We start from the raw sequence: 14,096 nt of genomic DNA on the forward strand, positions 1-14,096 counted from the left end.
GTCCGGGGCAATAACAGTCGTCGCTGCCGTATTTTGTAAGGGATAAACTATGAAAAATGTCGCGCCTGTTGCATTACTTCTGGCATTAACGCTCTGTACCCTGCGGGTGAATGCCGAAGATGAACCGCAAATTATTACGCCGGAAGGACTGGCCACCAGCCAGATGCTTCCCTCGCTGGACGGCGCGGTTGCCGATCTGCCGCTGAGCGCTGCCGCCCCCGGCAACCTGATGCTCAACGACGCGGTAAGTCGTGCCGTGAGCTGGCATCCTTCTATTCGTGAATCGATCGGCAAACTGCTCTCACAAAACGAGCAGATAGACGTGGCGAAATCGAAATATTACCCGCAGGTTTCTGCCGGAATGAATAACGGTTACAGCAATACCTATACCGACCACGGCTTTAGCCCGGCGCTGGTTATTTCGGTGTCACAAATGCTGTACGACTTCGGTAAAGTCGCAAGCCAGGTCCGCGCCGAGACCGCCGGAGCCGCACAACAGCAGGCGAATGTGTTACTCAGTATTGATACCATCGCCCACGCAACCGCCAACGCGATAGTCCAGGTGCAGACGTGGCAACAAATGGTGGATGCCGCCGAAGAACAGCTCACCGCCTTAAACGACATTGGTCGACTGACCCGACAACGCAATGATGAAGGGGCAACCTCGCTGTCCGACGTGGTGCAAACCGATGCGCGTATCGAGTCTGCACGTTCTCAGCTGGCGCAGTATCAGGCCAATCTCGACAGCAGTAAGGCCACATTGATGAGTTACCTCGGCTGGAACTCACTTAACGGCATCAGCAACGAATTCCCGGCCAAACTGGACAGCAGCTGCGATGTGGTCAAACCGGAAGATAAACTGGTTCCCGCGGTTCTGGCGGCCTGGGCACAAGCGAATGTGGCACAGGCAAATCTCGATTACGCCAACGCGCAGATGACGCCCACCATCTCTTTGGAACCGTCGGTTCAGCATTATCTCAACGACAAATACCCCAGCCATGAGGTACTCGACAAAACCCAGTACTCCACGTGGGTAAAAGTTGAGATGCCGCTGTATCAGGGGGGTGGACTCACCGCCAGGCGCAACGCCGCCAGCCATGCGGTAGAGTCTGCGCAATACTCCATCCAGCGCACCCGACTCGAAGTACGGCAAAAATTACTCGAGTCCCGCAGCCAGGCAATGAGCCTCGCCACCGCCCTGCAGATTCTGCGCCGCCAGCAGCGACTGAGTGAACAAACGCGCGAGCTTTATCAACAGCAGTATCTGGACCTCGGTTCGCGCCCGCTGCTCGACGTGCTTAACGCCGAGCAAGAGGTGTATCAGGCCCGTTTTGCCGAACTCCAGACTCAAAACCAGCTGCGCCAGCTCCAGCTGAACTGCCTCTATAACACTGGCTCGCTTCGCCAGGCGTTCGCCTTAAATAATCGCAGCATTCAATCGGTGGAGATCAAGCTATGAGCGACCTCGATTCACATGCAGAAGATGCGATTAGTGAACACGCTCTTAGCCAGTGGGCGCTGGCGATGACGCATATTGCCAATCACTATCGCGTGGCCTGTTCTCCCGGCGCAATCCAGGCCAACGCCCCGTGGTTTGCGGGAAAAAGCCGGGCAACGGCCCTGTCGCAACTGGCGCGTCAGGCGGGCCTGTCATTTCATGCGCTGGATACCGCCACGCAGGCGTTCGGTCAGTGGCATCTGCCGGTGGTGGCGGAACTGCGCGACGGCCAGCTAATGGTGATAGAGCATTTCAACGGCGAAGATACGTTAGATGTTTTCATCATCGCCGAAGGGGGCCAGCGTAACCGGTTAACGATTGCAGAACTTCTGCCGGAGATCGTGAGTATTACCGCGCTGCGCCCGCTGTCGGCGCTGAAGGACAGTCGGGTAGACCGCTATATTTCGCGCTTCAAGCCCGACTGGATGCGCGAACTGGTGTTAAAGGACATCCGCCCTTACCTGCCGGTCATGATTGCCGCCTTTCTGATTAACGTTCTGTCGCTCGCCGGGATTATCTTTTCTATGCAGGTGTATGACCGGGTGATCCCCGCTCAGTCTTATCCAACGCTGTATGTTCTCTCCACTGGCGTTCTGGTGGCGGTGCTGTTTGGCTTTTTGCTGCGCGAAGCGCGTACCCACATAATGGACCTGCTCGGCAAACGCGCCGATATGCGCATTTCCGATCGCGTATTCAGCCATGCATTGCGCCTGCGTAACAGCGCCGTCCCCCGCTCGACGGGGAGCTTCATTTCTCAACTGCGCGAGCTGGAACAGGTTCGCGAGATGATCACCTCCTCGACCATGTCGACCATTGTCGATCTGCCGTTTTTCTTTTTGTTTATCGTGGTGCTGGCTTTTATCGCCCCGCCGCTGGCATGGATAGCGCCCGTCGCGGCCCTGCTGATGATCCTGCCCGGTTTGCTGTTACAGAAGAAGCTGGCGGTGCTCGCCAACCAGGCTGCCCATGAATCCACCCTGCGCAACGCAGTGTTGGTCGAAAGCGTCCAAGGGCTGGAAGACATCAAGCTGATGCAGGCTGAAAACCGCTTTTTACAGCAGTGGAACAGCTACATCCGCATTACCGGAGAGTCCGGGCTGCGCACGCGCAGGCTGACTCAGGGGCTGATTGGCTGGGGCATGTCGGTACAAAGTCTGGTCTACGCCGCCATCATTATGTTTGGTGCGCCGATGGTCATTGAAGGCACGATGACCACCGGGGCCGTGGTGGCCGCCTCGATGCTCGGTTCCAGAATGATTGCCCCAATGGCTAATCTGTGCGGCGTGCTGGCCCGCTGGCAACAGGTCAAGGCGGCGAAGATGGGGTTAGACAGCATCATGCAGCTCCCCACCGAAACGCAGTACGACGAAGACCGGGTGCATCAGGAAATTTTTCACGGTCATTATCTGTTTGAGAACGCACACTTTCGCTACCACAGCGACGACCAGCGCGTTCCGCTGCGCATCTCGCGCCTGGAGGTCATGCCCGGCGAACGGGTGGCGATCCTCGGGCGTAACGGTGCCGGGAAATCAACCCTGCTGCAGGCCATGGCGGGCGGAGTGGAGATTATCCAGGGCGATGTCCGGCTCGACAACCTGAGTCTGGCGCAGATCGATATGGCTGATTTACGCCGCAACATCGGTTTTCTTAGCCAGAATGCTCGGCTGTTTTTCGGCACCCTACGCGAGAACCTGACCCTCGGCGCACCGCATGCCAGCGACGCGCAGATCTTCGAAGCGCTGGAGGTCAGCGGCGCGGCGGCTTTCGTTAAACAGCTCGCCAAAGGGCTGGCGCATCCCATTATGGAGGGCGGCAACGGTTTGTCCGGTGGGCAACGGCAGTCGATCCTGCTGGCAAGAATGCTGCTGCGATCGCCCAATATCGTGCTGCTCGACGAACCCAGCGCCTCGCTGGATGAACATACCGAACGGGAGTTTATTCAGCGCCTCAACCAGTGGTTGGGTAACCGCACATTGATTGTCGCCACCCATCGCGTACCGGTTCTGGAGCTGGTCGAACGCGTGGTGGTATTAAAAGAAGGCCAACTGGTTATGGATGCCCCGAAAGCGCAGGCATTAAATGCGAGTCGGGCACCCGCCCCAACTCACGGTCGGGAGTGGAAAAATGAAAACCAATCCGCATGATGCCGCCATGGACGACCTCGATATCCGCCGCGAGCACCGTTTTTCCGGGGCCAGCCGCATTATTCTGCTCAGCACGCTGCTGTTTGCCGTCCTGGGTATCTGGGCATATTTCGGCAAGCTGGATGAAGTCTCAACCGGCAGCGGGAAAGTGATCCCCAGCTCGCGAGAGCAAGTCTTGCAGTCGCTGGATGGCGGCATTCTCGCTGAGCTTACGATACGCGAGGGAGATAAAGTGCAGGCCAATCAAATTGTGGCGCGCCTCGACCCTACCCGTTCTGAGTCCAACGTTGGGGAGAGCGCCGCCCGTTATCGCGCCTCACTGGCTTCCAGCGCAAGGCTTAATGCCGAAGTTAACGATCTGCCGCTGGTCTTTCCCGATTCACTGCGCGCCTGGCCGGATCTCATCGCCTCCGAAACTCGCCTGTATAAAAGCCGTCGCGCGCAGCTTGCGGATTCAATGGCGGAACTGCAAGATGCCCTGGTCTCAGTAAATAAAGAACTGGCCATCACCCAACGGCTGGAGAAAAGCGGTGCCGCCAGCCACGTAGAAGTGCTGCGCCTGCAACGACAAAAAAGCGATCTGGGATTAAAAATCACCGACCTGCGCTCGCAATATTTCGTGCAGGCGCGGGAAGCGCTGTCAAAAGCTAACGCCGAAGTGGACATGCTGGCGGCGATTTTAAAAGGACGCGAGGATTCCGTCACCCGCCTGACCGTACGCGCGCCGATGCGCGGTATTGTGAAAAACATCCAGGTCACCACCATCGGCGGCGTTATCCCGCCCAACGGCGAGATGATGGAGATTGTGCCGCTGGACGATCATCTGCTGATAGAAACCCGCTTGTCGCCGCGTGATATCGCGTTCATCCATCCTGGACAACGGGCGCTGGTGAAGATTACCGCCTATGACTACGCCATTTACGGCGGCCTGGAAGGCGTAGTCGAAACCATCTCTCCGGACACCATTCAGGACAAAGTGAAACCGGAAATCTTCTATTACCGCGTGTTTATCCGCACGCATCAGGACTTCTTACAGAACAAACTGGGACGCCATTTCTCCATCGTACCGGGCATGATTGCCACAGTGGATATAAAAACAGGTGAAAAAACCATCGTCGACTATTTAATCAAACCGTTTAATCGCGCAAAAGAAGCGCTGCGCGAGCGCTAAATCCTTGAGGATTAGGGGTTGCGGGGGCTGGTCACGCGTGTCACAAGTCTGTTATACTTGCTCTAACACATTGGGGCTGATTCTGGATTCGACGGGATTCGCGAAACCCAAGGTGCATGCCGAGGGGCGGTTGGCCTCGTAAAAAGCCGCAAAAAAATAGTCGCAAACGACGAAAACTACGCTTTAGCAGCTTAATAACCTGCTCTGAGCCCTCTCTCCCTAGCTTCCGCTCTTAAGACGGGGATCAAAGAGAGGTCAAACCCAAAAGAGATCGCGTGGAGGCCCTGCCTGGGGTTGAAGCGTTAAAACTAATCAGGCTAGTCTGGTAGTGGCGTGTCTGTCCGCAGGTGCCAGGCGAATGTAAAGACTGACTAAGCATGTAGTACCGAGGATGTAGGAATTTCGGACGCGGGTTCAACTCCCGCCAGCTCCACCAAACATTGATATACTGAAGTTCAGTAAAGTCTACTAAGCCCACATAGCACAAGCTCTGCGGGCTTTTTTATGTCCATTAACGTCTAGTGAGAATTGCTGGGAACCACAAGTTATGGCACCCTGAATGGGACCCAACACAAAGGGTCCAAAAATCGAGGGTCCCAAAATGGCAAAACTCGCAAAAAAACTCACAGATACTGAAATCAAAAGCACCAAACCTTCAGACAAAGAAACCAACCTGTTTGACGGCGATGGTCTGATGCTACGAATCGCTCCCCTCTCAAGTGGAGGAAGGAAAAATTGGTACTTCAGGTATGCTGTGCCAGTGACCAAAAAGCGAACTAAAGTGTGCTTAGGAACCTATCCTCACCTCCCCCTTGCAAGAGCCAGAGCTTTACGGGATGAGTATCTCTCCCTGCTAGCCAATAGCATTGACCCTCAGGTCCATATCAACGATAAAGCAAATGCATTAAAGAGTGCGACTGAACACACCCTACAAGCCGTAGCAAGAAAATGGTTAGATGAGAAGGTCAAGACTTCAGGCATCTCAAAAGACCATGCAGAAGACATCTGGAGAAGCCTGGAGAGGAATATTTTTCCAGGTCTAGGTAATGTTCCTATCAATGAGATCCGACCTAAACTCTTAAAACAACATCTTGATCCTATTGAGCAACGAGGGATTCTAGAAACCTTGCGTCGAGTCATTTCTCGATTAAATGAAATTTTCCGTTGGGCAGCCACTGAGGAACTTATCGAGTTCAATCCGGCTGACAATCTGGGGCAACGGTTCAGTAAGCCTAAAAAACAGAATATGCCAGCATTACCCCCTTCCGAGCTCCCCCGCTTCTTAGTTGCCTTAAACAATGCTTCTGTCAGTTTAGAAACACGATTATTGATTGAATGGCAGCTTCTCACATGGGTTCGTCCAGGCGAAGCAGTACGTGCAAGATGGTCTGATATAGATATGGACAATCATATGTGGAACATTCCAGCTGAGTTCATGAAAATGAAAAAGCCTCATAAAGTTCCATTAAGCAAAGGAGCTATTCGAATACTCAATACAATGGAGTCTATCAGTGGACATCGCGAATGGGTGTTTCCCAGCATAAAAGCCCCACTCAATCATATGCATGAACAAACAGCTAATGCAGCAATTATTCGTATGGGTTTTGGTGGTGAGCTTGTAGCACATGGAATGCGGTCTATAGCAAGAACTGCAGCAGAAGAATCAGGAAAATTCAGGACCGAGGTGCTCGAAGCAGCACTTGCCCACTCTAAAAAGGACGAAATCATTGCAGCATATAATCGTGCGGAATATATTGCAGAAAGAGAAAAACTTATGCAATGGTGGAGTAATTATATTCAGTCACAACAACTTAAAACTTTCGCAGCCTAAATGGACGAAAGGCTACTCAAAAAAGTAGCCTTTCCAATATCCCCATAACATGGGGCAATTAGAAAACTGTACACAGTACAGGATAAATTTCATAAACCATTCTGCATGACACACACTATTCATAATGTATTTTAAAAGATTGTCAACAGGAGGTAATGGTTTAATTCAAAATAATAGATTAAAAATACACCCTGAGAAAAAAATGATCCCCTCACCCTTTCTAAATAGAATTATTTAAAATCAGTACAAGTGAAGCTTGAAAGAACTGCATTAAAAATGCTTCGCTTGTATAAGCGAAGCAATAAATCCAGAGCTTCACCTGCGCTGCAATAGAAGCATTTAAGGTCAACAGAAACAAAGCTACCTTTTGCATTTTGTAAAACATCTAGTACAGTATTTTTGTCATCTTTTAACTAAAGCAAGGGCTAACTCTGCGAAGCCGCTGCACTTGCTTCTCCGGTTTCCCCTTGCTTTTCTTCCCTTCGGTTAGAAAAGAAAAACCTGGTCTTTCTCCTTCAATGTCTGCAACATTTACTATAACAGATTAGACAATCGCAACTATATATTTTATATGGAAAACTATTGCTTAAATTGTAGATCTCATTTTTATCAATCATTTTGCATAAGATAAATTTAAGTTTATATACCAAGGCGTTCCGTAAGTTTTTACACGTAAGCAAACTAATAGTCAAAATCGAACATTGAATTGTAGATTCTCTTAATTTAATTCTATCCATCCGGTTAGAGGTAAAGGGAGGTTCATTTCAAGATATCATTGAACACAGTTCCAGATTAATATTATCGAAGAATTGAACAAGATAATTATTATTGCAATCCGTTAATGAGTCCACTTCAATTTTCCGTTCTTCTTACAGCGTTCTGAACAGTTAAATATATGATAGCTGTATCCGGTACATTCGTTTAAAACCTTCGGTAATCTTATCCAATACGGACTTGTCTGGTTTGATAATTACCAGAATCACACTACGCTCTTCAGTCTAATTTGTCAGTGACAAGGAGAGCCGACCATCGAACTTGCGTCATTTCCTAAATTTAGTGATTATAAATGTGGTTATCTATGGTCATGTTGTGAAGATGTAGTCTGGAATTATCATGACGAACTGCAGCCTACATAAGCCGTTTGTTCGAATCATTAACTCTTTTATCACCTCAGGAACTGTGCAGACGTTCCAGTTCAGTTTTATAACGTTCAGTAAAAATTAAAAAGGTAACCGCCCATGATCTCAATTGCAGCCAATCAACCGTCTTTGATGATCATGGGTATATAAATTTAACAAGATGCCTTCATCTCATGTGATTAAAATACATAACAACACTAATTTAAAAATCGTTTCTTAACTCTTCAAAAACACCCCCTTATATTTCATTAAATTAATATCATAACTACACATACTAATTAGATAGTGTGTTAATTATATTCATCTAACTGACTCAATAATCTTTTGTTCTATAACTCGCCCACCTTGCTTTCCAGACAAAGGACCAATTAGTACTTTAAAGTCGGCATAGTCATCTGCCTCAGGCCTATGCTCTATAATGACAATTGCATTGAATAATTTAGATTTTTGATATATAAAATTCAGCACCTTCGAAGCCGTCTCAGAATCAAGTCCGGCGACAGGTTCATCAATAAACAATATTTTGTTTGTTTTTCTGGACTTAGATAGTATTTCACATAATTTTATTCTTCGCATTTCGCCACCTGACAGGGACTGCGTTTTTCTATTAAGTTTCAAATGTGATATTCCAAGACAATGGATAGTTTCAAGAATAGTATTAATCTTAGTGTTATTAAAAAAAGAGCTTAACTCTTTCAACTCAGTATCATATACATCTATTATATTCATACCATTAATTTGAGACATTACTTCATCTATATTGTGGTCAAACAGTTTGCCCTCACATTTATGACATGATATGTAGATATCCTTTTCAAAACCCCTTTCATATTTTATCACGCCCTTACCTTCACAAACTTTACATCCACCAAGTTTGTTTGGAAGGAAATACTCTATATCTAATTTTGTTGTATCGGAGAAAAATTCTGCAATTAATTTATTCAAATCTGTGATAGTTGCGACACTAGAACGTCCTGTATATGAAGACAATTTTTGGCTTATATAAATCGAATCGGTAAGACTACAAATAGCTTTAGCTAAAGATGATTTCCCCGATCCAGAGATTCCAGAAAAAACAGTAACACACTCTTTAGGGATACGTATATTTTGATTAATGATGTTGTTTTTATTAAGCCCTTCAAAGTAATAGTAATCAGATATATTATTTTTGGGATTTAGGTTCCTTTGCGGCTGAATTTTTTCTTTTTCACAAATTTCCCCACCAGAAGAACCTGCGTATTTACCAACATGGATTTGCTGATCAGCAAGATCTATGAAATACTGCGAGTGCTCTACTAAAATCACTGTGTTTTTTTCTGATAATTTTTTTAGCTTTTTAAAGATATCTTCAAAATCGATGGGGTTAATTTGGGATGATATTTCATCAATAACAATCAGAATACCTGTTGTATTAGATGTTAAAAGCCTGCTGAAAATAAGTTTTTGTATTTCCCCCCCAGAAAGACTGGGAATTGAACGAGACAAATTTAAATATCCCAATCCCATATTACTTATTGAGGACAACACTCTAATTAATACGGAGTCACCTATAGTTTTTTTCAGGGTATTACATAATTCAGATATAGGAGATAGTAAAAAATCATCAAATGTAAATCCTAAAACATCAAGTTGTGCCGTTTCTTGGTTAATTCTGCTTCCATTACAAAATGAGCAATTTTCTTCCTTTTTATACTTTGAATTGTTTTGGCTCCGTCCTATATTCGAATTAGCAAAAGACATTACGCCTTTATAAAAAGCTCTTCTTTGCTTAGTTTTTCCTTTGTGTTTAAATCTAAAAGATAATTTCTCAGCGCTTTCTCCGTATAGTATTAGGTTTTTCTTTTCAAGTGATAGTGAATCAAAAGTATCATCTACTTTTATATTATTTTTATCACAATAGACCATAAGTAATTGGTGATAATAATCTGATAATTCACCAGTCCGCCAACATAAAAATGGTTTTTGATCTAGCCTACATTTTTCATTAATTAATTCAGATTCATCCACACTAACTATCTCGCCAAGGCCTAAGCAGTAAGGACATTCATTTTTGTAATTGTTTATTTTTAATTTATCATAATTAGGTACTACTACGTTTCTCTTGACTTTTAAAGATGACAAAGCTTGAGCTATATTCAGATATGAATATATTGTTGAACGAGGGTTATTATTTGTGTTTCTTTGTGGTATCGCAACAGCGGGAATTAACCCACTGAAATTTGCAACTTTATAATCACTTTCATTCAAATAACCGTTTTCTACAGCATCAAACTCATCTTTGCATAATTGATAAATTGATGAAAATGCTAAAGAACTTTTTCCTGCGCCCGAACGGCCATAAATAGCGGTTATTGTATTAAATGGTATAGTAACATCTAATTCCTTTAAATTATGGGTGGCTATTCCCTCAAAAATAATCTTATTCATACTTTCCTCTACACCAATCACATTCAGGATCACGTGGAACATCTTGGACGTTAAAAGATAAACTTCTAAGACTAAATTCGACCCTTTTATTTTCTTGTTGCAAGTGCTCTACTTTCCCGGTAAGTAATTTTATAGCGTCCAAGCTTGCAAGGCTTGCAGCCAGACCTGATAGTGGTGAAAATGAACCTAATTTTCGTTTTACCCGATGCAATTTCTTCACATTGACAAGGTCTTTGCTATTTATTTTTCCTAAAAATAGGTTAAAACAATTAAAGCATGCTGACTTAAATGGAATAATTGTCTGACCGATAAGGGTTTGATGAAGATTATATCCCCCGCCAACTATATGTGGGATATTATGAGTCATACTAAAGAGGGCGATTATTTTACTGGTGTAATCCACATTAGGTTCATCAGCGCAGTTTATTATCAAATCTATATCAGAGGGCAGAACATTTCTTTTAAAAAAATCATCATCGATAACGTCATTGATAATGTCAATCTTAATATCTGGAGATATCTTTTTCAAAGAGTTGAGTAACGCCAAATTTTTATCAGAGTTAATTTCATCTTCAAAATAAAACTGACGATGTAAATTACTTATATCTACATTATCGTGATCCACAAAAATTATCGAACCAACATTGCAATGAGCAAGATACGTTGCCACATTACTACCGACTGCTCCAATACCTACAATCATTACTTTTGATTTTTTAAGATTAATTATACATTCTAAAACCTCACTGGTGGTATGACAGTAGTCTTCAAATGTATTGATCATTCTATATTGTTCAGTGACAAGCTCTGCAGGGTATTGGCAATCTTGAACGATAATTATATTGTTTTCATTCAAAAACAAAGCTAACTTTTCAAGTTGTTGAATATCGATTCCTGAATAATTTGCTACAATTTCTTGAAGAGAAGTTTGCCCATCAAACATCTTTAAGAGTTCAACTATATTTGGAAAGCTGATTTTTATTTTTATACTTTCTCTAATATTTGATTTAAAAAACTCTACAGTATCATCCTTTACGACGATGCCAATACTTTGTCGCAGTCTAAAATTATTCATTACAGATTTTGCATCCACTTTGTTTTACCAATTCAAAATTAGTCATTTTGCCTTCGTTTGGAAGGTATTCATACCGACTATTTACATATGAAAATGCTGAGTCATCCAACAGGAAGTGAATTAATTTCATGCAACTTAGGTTAGCTGAAAAACCATTCATCATTGCTAATCCACCAGGCCCTCCGGGAATATAATTCTCATAGACAGATTTTGAAAGATCCAGTTGAGGATTATTGACTATGCTATATACAGGCTTCCATCCTTTTAATGCCTTTGAAAACGTATTTTGGGCACAGTCTATACAGGGTGTATGTGGAGGGAATATTAATTCTCCTGAACTCATTAAGTGGGCGTCAAATCCACCTGATACATACAGCGGAATAGCTCTTGCTTGTGCATATCGACCAAGTTTTAAAGAAGTATGACCTATATAAGGCTCATCACAAGTATTAATAATCAGATCTGTATCATCAGGAATGATAGAGGATAGATTAGTAGTAGGTATAAATTTTTCAAAATGTTTTGTTATTATTACCCTACTATCGATCCAACTCAAAAATTCTGACAGGACATCTACCTTTGGTTTTCCGATTTTCTTATAGTTATAATAACAATGCCTTGCTGCATTTGACTTTGAAAGGGACTTATAATCAACCAAAACTATATTTTTAACACCCGCGCGGACAAGTATTTCTATAATTTTGGCTCCAACAGCTCCACACCCAAATAAAACAACCTTTTTGCTCTCCAAGATATGTTGAGTGTCTACACCAGGTCGTTCAAGGACAAAATCGTCCCAAAATGTAATTTGTCGTGAAAAACGAGGCTCAATATCGCAAATGTTATTTACATCATAAATAAAATGCTGATTTAGTAAAAAAGAAATTAGTTTATCGACATCTTTTGAGCGTAGGGACCCCATCTCAGTAACTATATCATTTATAGTTTTTATACCATCAAGGCTGGCAATAAATCGAGCGACATTTTTATTGGTTTTTATTTCTAATCTATCACGCGTTGTCATCACATGAAATGTGAGTTTGACATTATCAGTATTATCTTCATTCGATATGAAAATATCTACAGTTTCTTTTATTTTATATTTTTTGGAGTCCATTGTATATTCCTAATAAAATCGCCCATCAAGGGCGATTTTGAATTTAGATTAATATTGGAGAACGCCGGCGTTAACCTCCAAGTATTTTTCCCAAGCATCTAAATTCGACGTTGAGTTTTGCTCGTCGTTACCAGCTCGTGTGCATACACGAGTACAACAGTCGCTACGTTCTCCAGAGCAACCACCCGTATAGTTGGCGGTAGCGTTGGTATTGCTGATGACTTCAAATGTTAAATCTAAACACTGCATATCAAGTCCTTTGCAAGTCAATTAATTAGCAAGCTAAGCATTCTCTTTGATATAGCTTAATTTTAAGAAAAAACTTACCCGTCATGATGATTAAATCACAAAACTTCTGTTCATGGGAATGGTAATTTTTTGTGCGAATTCAATGCCAAATCTCATCACCAGATCGTCCTAAATAGATGCTCGGAATAGTAAAACAGTTTGAGGGAACTCAGCACGCACTGAGCGAAGCAGATCGTAGTGTAAGTATCCCGCATAATCGTGCCATTCACATTTAGAGACCCTCCGGCATAATCACTCTGCCAACAAAGGAGATCGCTATGCGTAAAGCCCGTTTTACTGAGCATCAGATCATTGCTGTAATTAAATCGGTTGAAGCCGGACGAACCGTTAAAGATGTCTGCCGGGAGGCCGGTATCTCTGAAGCCACCTACTACAACTGGAAGTCCAGATACGGCGGCATGGAGGCTTCTGATATTAAAAAGATCAAGGATCTTGAGGACGAGAATCGACGTCTCAAACAGATGTTTGCCGACCTGAGCCTTGAGAACCGGGCGCTGAAAGACGTTATCGAAAAAAAGCTTTAAAACCAGCCTTTAAGCGTGAGCTGGTCACTCATCTGATAACGACATTTGGACTCAGTATCCGTCAGGCCTGCCGGAGTCTGAACCTGAGCAGAACGGTTTACCATTACCGTCCGGATACCACGCGTGACGAACCCGTTATTGTCGCGTTACAGGCAGTGGCAGAGCGATACCCACGGTACGGTTTTCCAAAACTTTTCCAGGTTCTGCGGCGGCAGGGATACCCGTGGAATCACAAAAGGATCCATCGTATTTATTGTCTGCTGAAGCTGAATTTTCGCCGTAAAGGCAAACAACGGTTGCCGGTGCGTAATCCCTCGCCACTGGCCACACCGGAAGCGCTGAACCAGAGCTGGTCTGTCGATTTTATGCATGATGCTCTGGTCTGTGGCCGTCGTTTTCGCACGTTCAATGTCGTTGATGACTTTAACCGTGAGGCATTGTCGATTGAAATCGATCTGAATCTGCCAGCTTTGCGCGTGGTCCGTGTACTCGACAGGATCGCGGCAAATCGCGGCTATCCGGTCATGCTACGCATGGATAATGGTCCGGAATTTATCTCACTTGCACTGGCTGAATGGGCAGAGCAACATGCAGTAAAACTGGAATTTATTCAGCCGGGTAAGCCGACGCAGAACGCTTTTATTGAGCGCTTTAACCGAACATACCGTACAGAAATACTCGATTTTTATCTGTTCAGAACGCTGAATGAAGTGCGGGAAATCACGGAAAGATGGGTGTCAGAATATAACTGTGAACGCCCGCATGAATCACTGAACAATATGACGCCGGAGGAATATCGGCAACACAATCATTTGGCCGGGATCTCAAAAAATGCCTGGAACTAAAACGGGTCTATTTACA

Annotated in this window: 8 protein-coding genes and 1 other RNA gene; 6 read left to right on the top strand and 3 right to left on the bottom strand. The window is 44.5% G+C overall.

Annotated features, from left to right (window positions below; all coding sequences use genetic code 11):
• Positions 1 to 49 precede the first annotated feature (49 nt).
• The 5 genes from OGY37_RS17060 to OGY37_RS17080 all read left to right on the top strand — a co-directional run bounded on the left by OGY37_RS17060 (position 50) and on the right by OGY37_RS17080 (position 6,644).
• Positions 50 to 1,459, top strand: a complete 1,410-nt coding sequence (locus OGY37_RS17060; protein WP_063941899.1) for a TolC family outer membrane protein — start codon at positions 50 to 52, stop codon at positions 1,457 to 1,459.
• Entirely contained in the window at positions 1,456 to 3,642 is a 2,187-nt protein-coding gene (locus OGY37_RS17065) for a type I secretion system permease/ATPase (RefSeq protein WP_286621303.1), read from the top strand. Before OGY37_RS17060 ends, OGY37_RS17065 begins: the two co-directional genes overlap by 4 nt.
• 7 nt (positions 3,643 to 3,649) lie before the next feature.
• Positions 3,650 to 4,813: a beta-barrel domain-containing protein gene (locus OGY37_RS17070; RefSeq protein WP_122973896.1), complete on the top strand. Its 1,164-nt coding sequence runs from the start codon at positions 3,650 to 3,652 to the stop codon at positions 4,811 to 4,813.
• A 72-nt stretch (positions 4,814 to 4,885) separates the two neighbouring features.
• Positions 4,886 to 5,249: a transfer-messenger RNA gene (gene ssrA, locus OGY37_RS17075) on the top strand.
• Positions 5,250 to 5,414: 165 nt separating this feature from the next.
• Positions 5,415 to 6,644, top strand: coding sequence for a phage integrase central domain-containing protein (locus tag OGY37_RS17080; RefSeq protein ID WP_286621305.1), 1,230 nt, complete (start codon positions 5,415 to 5,417; stop codon positions 6,642 to 6,644).
• 1,439 nt (positions 6,645 to 8,083) lie between these two features.
• Here OGY37_RS17080 and OGY37_RS17085 read toward each other — a convergent pair.
• The 3 genes from OGY37_RS17085 to OGY37_RS17095 are packed head-to-tail and all read right to left on the bottom strand — an operon-like array spanning position 8,084 to position 12,402.
• Positions 8,084 to 10,210: an ATP-binding cassette domain-containing protein gene (locus OGY37_RS17085; RefSeq protein ID WP_286621307.1), complete on the bottom strand. Its 2,127-nt coding sequence runs from the start codon at positions 10,208 to 10,210 to the stop codon at positions 8,084 to 8,086.
• Positions 10,203 to 11,285: a HesA/MoeB/ThiF family protein gene (locus tag OGY37_RS17090; protein WP_286621309.1), complete on the bottom strand. Its 1,083-nt coding sequence runs from the start codon at positions 11,283 to 11,285 to the stop codon at positions 10,203 to 10,205. The genes OGY37_RS17085 and OGY37_RS17090 overlap by 8 nt, the downstream gene beginning before the upstream one ends.
• On the bottom strand, positions 11,278 to 12,402 hold the full coding sequence (locus tag OGY37_RS17095) for a ThiF family adenylyltransferase (RefSeq protein ID WP_286621311.1): 1,125 nt from the start codon (positions 12,400 to 12,402) through the stop codon (positions 11,278 to 11,280). Before OGY37_RS17095 ends, OGY37_RS17090 begins: the two co-directional genes overlap by 8 nt.
• A 566-nt stretch (positions 12,403 to 12,968) precedes the next feature.
• Here OGY37_RS17095 and OGY37_RS17100 point away from each other — a divergent pair.
• Positions 12,969 to 14,080, top strand: a protein-coding gene (locus OGY37_RS17100) for an IS3 family transposase (protein ID WP_103848104.1) whose coding sequence is annotated in 2 segments (ribosomal slippage) — positions 12,969 to 13,230 and positions 13,230 to 14,080 — 1,113 coding nt in all. Because the reading frame shifts where the segments join, the coding sequence is not laid out codon by codon here.
• Positions 14,081 to 14,096: the final 16 nt, after the last annotated feature.

This window comes from Citrobacter sp. Cpo030 (assembly GCF_030333005.1).
Lineage (GTDB): Bacteria > Pseudomonadota > Gammaproteobacteria > Enterobacterales > Enterobacteriaceae > Citrobacter > Citrobacter portucalensis.

Bases quoted from the DNA above. Each gene is read 5' to 3' on its own strand.
- OGY37_RS17060 (WP_063941899.1), top strand. From the start codon at position 50: ATGAAAAATGTCGCGCCTGTTGCATTACTTCTGGCATTAACGCTCTGT.
- OGY37_RS17065 (WP_286621303.1), top strand. From the start codon at position 1,456: ATGAGCGACCTCGATTCACATGCAGAAGATGCGATTAGTGAACACGCT.
- OGY37_RS17070 (WP_122973896.1), top strand. From the start codon at position 3,650: ATGGACGACCTCGATATCCGCCGCGAGCACCGTTTTTCCGGGGCCAGC.
- OGY37_RS17080 (WP_286621305.1), top strand. From the start codon at position 5,415: ATGGCAAAACTCGCAAAAAAACTCACAGATACTGAAATCAAAAGCACC.
- OGY37_RS17085 (WP_286621307.1), bottom strand. From the start codon at position 10,210: ATGAATAAGATTATTTTTGAGGGAATAGCCACCCATAATTTAAAGGAA.
- OGY37_RS17090 (WP_286621309.1), bottom strand. From the start codon at position 11,285: ATGAATAATTTTAGACTGCGACAAAGTATTGGCATCGTCGTAAAGGAT.
- OGY37_RS17095 (WP_286621311.1), bottom strand. From the start codon at position 12,402: ATGGACTCCAAAAAATATAAAATAAAAGAAACTGTAGATATTTTCATA.